At 59.7% G+C, this 5567-nt stretch carries 6 protein-coding genes and 2 pseudogenes; 5 read left to right on the top strand and 3 right to left on the bottom strand.

Annotated features, from left to right (window positions below; all coding sequences use genetic code 11):
• Window positions 1-465: 465 nt before the first annotated feature.
• The 3 genes and pseudogenes from E4O98_RS11300 to E4O98_RS11290 all read left to right on the top strand — a co-directional run.
• Window positions 466-612, top strand: a pseudogene (locus tag E4O98_RS11300) (ABC transporter substrate-binding protein); the annotation flags it as partial.
• 35 nt (window positions 613-647) lie between these two features.
• A pseudogene (locus E4O98_RS11295) lies at window positions 648-800 on the top strand (NAD(P)/FAD-dependent oxidoreductase); the annotation flags it as partial.
• A 248-nt stretch (window positions 801-1048) separates the two neighbouring features.
• The gene (locus tag E4O98_RS11290) at window positions 1049-1270 is read left to right on the top strand and encodes a hypothetical protein (protein WP_032880737.1); all 222 of its coding nucleotides are present in this window, start codon (window positions 1049-1051) and stop codon (window positions 1268-1270) included.
• Window positions 1271-1422: 152 nt separating this feature from the next.
• Here E4O98_RS11290 and E4O98_RS11285 read toward each other — a convergent pair whose 3' ends face one another.
• From E4O98_RS11285 to E4O98_RS11275, 3 genes are all read right to left on the bottom strand, one after another.
• The gene (locus tag E4O98_RS11285; RefSeq protein WP_032880736.1) at window positions 1423-2607 is read right to left on the bottom strand and encodes a sugar transporter; all 1185 of its coding nucleotides are present in this window, start codon (window positions 2605-2607) and stop codon (window positions 1423-1425) included.
• Between the two features lie 112 nt (window positions 2608-2719).
• Window positions 2720-3082 (bottom strand): type 1 fimbrial protein, encoded by a 363-nt coding sequence (locus E4O98_RS11280; RefSeq protein ID WP_032880735.1) that lies wholly within the window; start codon window positions 3080-3082, stop codon window positions 2720-2722.
• Window positions 3083-3168: 86 nt separating this feature from the next.
• Window positions 3169-4167, bottom strand: a complete 999-nt coding sequence (locus tag E4O98_RS11275) for a bile acid:sodium symporter family protein (protein ID WP_032880734.1) — start codon at window positions 4165-4167, stop codon at window positions 3169-3171.
• 85 nt (window positions 4168-4252) lie between these two features.
• On the opposite strand from E4O98_RS11275, the gene E4O98_RS11270 reads away from it, so the two are divergent.
• Complete coding sequence (locus E4O98_RS11270) at window positions 4253-5041, top strand: helix-turn-helix transcriptional regulator (RefSeq protein ID WP_032880733.1); 789 nt, start codon at window positions 4253-4255, stop codon at window positions 5039-5041.
• A gap of 92 nt (window positions 5042-5133) precedes the next feature.
• A complete protein-coding gene (locus tag E4O98_RS11265; RefSeq protein WP_032880732.1) occupies window positions 5134-5565 on the top strand; it encodes a hypothetical protein in 432 nt (143 codons plus the stop codon).
• Window positions 5566-5567: the final 2 nt, after the last annotated feature.

Raw genomic sequence — 5567 nt, 5'->3', positions numbered from 1 at the left:
GGGGTAACCTGCCTGATAAGTCACGGTTTAAGAGAATGTCCGTATTCAGTTTTGCCGCTAGGCGCGGCGCCCTTGAAAAACAACGGGCGCAGCCGGGGGCCTGGAGGGGCTTCCGGCAGGCTTGAAAAATTAAGGGATTTGCGCGGTGGAGGGTGACATGGGAAGCGGGGACACGTGTCGGGTGGGAGGGTTCCCGTGTTTGCTCGCGGCTCTTCAACTTTGCTGAGTTTTACCAGTACTGCGGCGATGATCGCCCATGTCACACCTGTGGGAGGGAGCTTGCTCCCTCCCACATTTTGGCCTGTGTCGCCTCAACGAATGATTGCTCATGGCCCGATCTGGCAGATGCACAGTCAGTCAATGGAGAATGCCCCAAGTGTCCTTAAGCTCAGATCGAAAGGGTATTTATCAACCGGTTTTCAGAACCTTATGCTTCGGCTCATTCCGTTGAATATCGAGCCGCTCATGACCCTTCGCCGCCCGTTTGCTGCTGTATTAGGATCGCTGGTTTTCTCCATCGCCGTGAGCGCCGACGCCCAGGAGACCCTGCGTATCGGCTATCAGAAATCCTCAACCCTGATCACCCTGCTGAAAACCCAGGGCACCCTGGAATAAGCCCTCAACGCCGACCACATCGACGTCAGCTGGCCGATATTCGGGTAATCGTGGTGGACCGCGGCCCGCAAATCGCAGCATCCATGGGCGATGGCACACGCCCGTCAATCATCGAAGCCAGCCGGGAATTGGGACTGCAATGGATACTGAATACTTCGGTGGCCTCGGTGGATGCCGGCGGGGTGAAGCATTATGTTCCGCCGAGAGACCGCGCCGGACTCTAATCCCGGCTCGGCCCCTTTGCAGCCGTATAGTCGCCTGTGTATGAATAACCCTAATATAGCTAAACCATATAAAAAACTGTCAATTATGACAGTACCCAACCACACTTACTCCCTCTACCTTTAAATCACTTCAATACTTCACTACCTATTGAAGATTTATAACTGAATAGCCGTTCACTTCAACCAAGCCTTATACAAGGAGTACTGACATGGCATTTGTAAAAAACTATAAAGGATATGACATACATAAAGATCTAACAGGAGGGCGTTATGAAGGCGACAAATTAGTCGACCAATCAGAAGCTTACCGCTTTGAAAAAGATGGGGAAGCTAGCACCCTAACTTACGATTCCCTAAGCCGCATCGAGCAAGTCATTGACGATTGGGAAGCTCAAGACGACGACGAACCAAGAGATAGAGACGAATATTGATACACCAAGCAAAGTGGTCCTTACCCCAAAAACAACCACAGGGGATTTTATCTATTGATAAATCCCCTGTGGTATTTGTATGCACCGCGCTTACTTCACTGCCCTCTAGGTGCCTCACTACATGAGGAATGCCTGGCTACACTTGAATCCCACTATTGCGTCACCACACCCGTCCCAAACCGCCGAATCGCCAGGCAATATCCCACCAACGCCAGCGCCGCCAGCAACCCGCCCGCCGCGCCGATCCAGGCGAAGCCGAAGTGGCTGCCGACCCAACTGCCCATCAACGCGCCACCGCCGATGCCGATGTTGTAGATACCGGAGAACATCGCCATGGCCACGTCGGTGGCGTCCGGTGCAAGCACCAGCACTTTGGACTGCATGGCCAGGCCAAAGCCCATGATTGCCATGCCCCAGAAAATGCTCAGCACCACCAGGTAAGACTCGGCGCCGCTCAACGGCAGCATCAGGGCCAGGCACGCGGCGAGGATGAATACTGCGCCGATCACGAACAGGTGCGGGTTGAAGCGGTGCACCAGGCTGAACAACAACGAGCCGATAATGCCGGCACCACCAAACACCAAGAGAATCAACGTCACCGCACTGCCACCCAGCCCGGCGACGCCTTCGACGAAGGGTTCGATGTAGCTGTAAGCGGTAAATTGCGCGGTGACGGTCATCGCGGTCAGCACGTAGAGCGCCACCAGTGCAGGGCGCTTGAACAGCAGCGGCAGGCTACGCAGGGAACCGGAGTTCTGGCTCGGCAACAGCGGCAAGGTGCGCGCCAGCCAGAACACCAGGGCGGCGGCGAACGCGGCGATCACCAGAAACGTGGTACGCCAGCCCATGGCCTCACCAAGCAGGCGTCCCAAGGGAATGCCGAGCACCATCGCCAGGGACGTGCCCGTGGCCAACAGGCCAAGGGCCTGCACCTGCTTGCCTTCGGGCGCCAATCTTACGGCCAGCGAGGCGGTGATCGACCAGAACAGCGCGTGGGCCAAGGCAATGCCGACACGACTGACCATCAGCAAACCGAAGCTGGTGGCCACGCTAGAGAGAATATGGCTGGCGATAAACAGACCGAACAGTACGATCAGCAGCTTGCGCCGTTCGACGTTGCGGGTCAGCAGCATCACCGGCAGCGAGGTCAGGGACACGATCCACGCATAGATGGTGAGCATCAGGCCGACGCTGGCCACGGGCATGTCGAAGCTGGCGCCAATGGCGCTGAGCAACCCGACAGGCACGAATTCGGTGGTATTGAACACAAACGCGGCCAGCGCGAGGGCGATGACCGGTTGCCAATTGGCTTGGGGGGTTGCGGCTGAAAGGCTCATTGACGGGCGGGGTACTCTGGCGATGATCAAGCGGCCACCCAGGACAAGCGCCGCCGCCGAGCATTCTATAGGTTTCTCGCACGGCTGTTGATGCGGATCGTCGCCCGATGGCTTATGGCGACGTCATGGTAATGATGTAGTTGCCGGACTGAATGGGCTTGCCGGCGGCGTCTACCAGCAGATAGCGCTGGTCGTAATAGCGCCCCTCGCCGCTGTCTGCCACCAGCCGCACGTGGGCCGCGTTGACGCTGGCCACCGGCGCCACATTGCGCACCTCGAAGCGGCTACCGCGACTCACTCTGGCACAGCCGCGCAGTTCCATCACCGACCCGCTGCGCGCATTTGTCGCACACCCCGGCTCGACGATGGCGCCAGTGAACCTGATGGTGCCCTGCCCCACCGTCTGCGCCGCGCCGCAGGTGCTTGCCCATAGGCAAAGAAGGCCTGTCACTACCGCAAATCGACGAACGTTCATGCCGAGACTCCTTCTTGGGTTAGTAAGAAGTTAGTCGTCGGCGCAGCGGTTAACTTGAGCTTATTTGTCTGGGAATGAGAGGTGCATCACGGATCCACCTGCCCCATCAACTCAGGGATGCTTTCCGGGCGCTGGGCATAACGCTGAGCCAGCGCCGCGCACACCATCAGCTGGATCTGGTGAAACAGCATCAACGGTAAAATCAGCACGCCCATGCTCGCCCCGGCGAACAGCACCTGGGCCATAGGGACGCCGGTGGCCAGGCTTTTCTTCGAGCCGCAGAACAGGATGGTGATGCGGTCTTCCTGGCTGAAACCGAATGCCTTGCCCAACAACGTGGACGCTACCAGCACCAACGCGAGCAATACGCAGCAGGCAACTACCAGACCGCCCAGTTGCCACAGAGGGATCTGGTGCCAGATGCCCTCATTGACCGCTTCGCTGAATGCGCCATAGACCACCAGCAGGATCGAGCCCTGGTCGACAAATTTCAGCCAGGATTTGTTGCGCCCGACCCAGTCGCCGATCCAGCGGCGGGCGATTTGCCCGGCAATGAATGGCAGCAGCAACTGCACGCTGATCTTCAGGATCGCGTCGACGGTGGAACCGCCATCGCCGTGTACGTTCAGCAGCAGCGCCACCAGCAGCGGGGTCAGGAAGATACCGAACAGGCTGGAAGCCGCCGCACTGCAAATCGCCGCCGGGATATTGCCGCGGGCCAGGGACGTGAAGGCAATCGCTGATTGCACAGTGGCCGGCAACGCGCACAGATAGAGCATGCCCATGTACAGCTCAGTGCCGATCAGCGGCGACAGCACCGGCTTGAGCGCCAGGCCCAGCAACGGAAACAGCACAAAGGTCAGGCTGAACACCAACAGATGCAGGCGCCAGTGGCCGGCGCCGGCGACGATGGCCTGGCGCGACAGCTTGGCGCCGTGCAGGAAAAACAGCAGCGCGATGGCCAGGTTGGTCACCCAGCCGAAGGCCACGGCGGTCTGGCCGCTGGCCGGCAGCAGGGAGGCAAGGATCACTGTGGCGATCAGGGTCAGGGTGAAGTTGTCGGGCAGAAAGCGCGGGCGGGTCATAAGCAAATCTTCCAGGGGTTGCCAAGAGCGTCCCGGCGACTCTAACGTAACGATCCTTTACCGACTAACGCCAATGAGCCAGTAAATGCCGCCAAAAGGACATGAAAAAACCGTGCGGCGCAGTGTGCCCGGGCTTTCCAGCCTGCCACGGCCGGTGTATGGGCGTACCGAGTCCTTGCCCAATCGGGCGCTGACAAGACGGCACAGCCACCCGTGGGTGCAGTTGTCCTACGCGATTTCCGGGGTGCTGGAGATCCACACCAGCGTCGGCCGTTTCGTCGCGCCCCCGCAGCGCGCCGTCTGGATTCCGGCAGGCATGCCCCATCGGGTGTTCAGTTCGCCCCATACCGAAATGCGCAGCTTGTACCTCGATTGCAGCGTCACCGCCTGGGCGGCCGAACGGTGTCAGGTGCTGGAAGTGAGCAGTTTGTTGCGCGAGTTGATCCGTAATTTCAGCCAGGTGCCGGTGGAATATGCTGAAGATGGGCCGGATGGGCGCCTGGCCCAGGTGCTGCTCGACCAACTTGCAGCCGCCCCCCAGGTGGATTTGATGTTGCCGCTACCCCATGACCCGCGGCTGCGGCAGATTTACCGCAGCTTGAACCTGCACCCCGAGCAGCAGACCACCCTGGGGGATTGGAGCCCCAGGCTGGGCGTCAGCGAAAAGACCCTCAGCCGCTTGTTCCTCAAGGACACTGGGCTGACGTTCCGCGCGTGGCGCCAGCGCCTGCGCCTGTTGAGCGCCCTGCCCGCCCTGGAACAAGGCGAGCGGGTGACGGATGTGGCATTGGGGTGTGGCTATGAATCGACCTCAGCGTTTATCAATGCATTTCGTCAGCAGTTCGATTCCACCCCCGGTGAGTTCTTCCGCTGACCCTCCCACGACGCAAATAATCCCCAAACCCACGCTCGGCTGGTATTGTGCCGCGCTTTGAAACACAGCAACCGACTGCGAGGAAATGGACGTTGAACACTGACGAAAAAATGACCGGGGACCTGTTCGAGGTCGATAAGCGCCTGTCACTCAAGCCCGTGGTGGACTTCAACGCCTACCTGCGCAGCGCCTTCGGCGATGGCCCCTGCACGTGCGTGCGTTGCGCTGCCAGTGACGGTGACGAAAGCGGCTATGAGTTCCAGCACACCTTCGCCTTCGACGCCAAGCCGGTGCATCGCCGTTTCGCTTCGACGGCGGGCAGCGATGTGTTGATGGCGTCGAAAAAGGCATGGCTGTCGTACACCAAGGCCGAGTTGCCGCTCAGTGGCGTGCTGGTGCTGGACACGGTCAAGGAGTTTGTCGAGCCGCAGTTGCACAAGCGCCTGGCGCCGTTGTTCGTGGCCAGTGGCTTGGTCAAGGATGTGGACGGCGAGTTGCGTATTCAGCCGCAAGCCATGGCCTGACA

The organism is Pseudomonas sp. W2Jun17, from assembly GCF_023127795.1.
GTDB classification, from domain to species: domain Bacteria; phylum Pseudomonadota; class Gammaproteobacteria; order Pseudomonadales; family Pseudomonadaceae; genus Aquipseudomonas; species Aquipseudomonas synxantha_A.
The sequence above is the reverse complement of the archived record's forward strand: the minus strand, read 5'-3'. Positions and strand labels throughout refer to the sequence as shown.

Bases quoted from the DNA above. Each gene is read 5' to 3' on its own strand.
- E4O98_RS11270 (WP_032880733.1), top strand. From the start codon at position 4,253: ATGCCGCCAAAAGGACATGAAAAAACCGTGCGGCGCAGTGTGCCCGGG.
- E4O98_RS11285 (WP_032880736.1), bottom strand. From the start codon at position 2,607: ATGAGCCTTTCAGCCGCAACCCCCCAAGCCAATTGGCAACCGGTCATC.
- E4O98_RS11290 (WP_032880737.1), top strand. From the start codon at position 1,049: ATGGCATTTGTAAAAAACTATAAAGGATATGACATACATAAAGATCTA.
- E4O98_RS11275 (WP_032880734.1), bottom strand. From the start codon at position 4,167: ATGACCCGCCCGCGCTTTCTGCCCGACAACTTCACCCTGACCCTGATC.
- E4O98_RS11280 (WP_032880735.1), bottom strand. From the start codon at position 3,082: ATGAACGTTCGTCGATTTGCGGTAGTGACAGGCCTTCTTTGCCTATGG.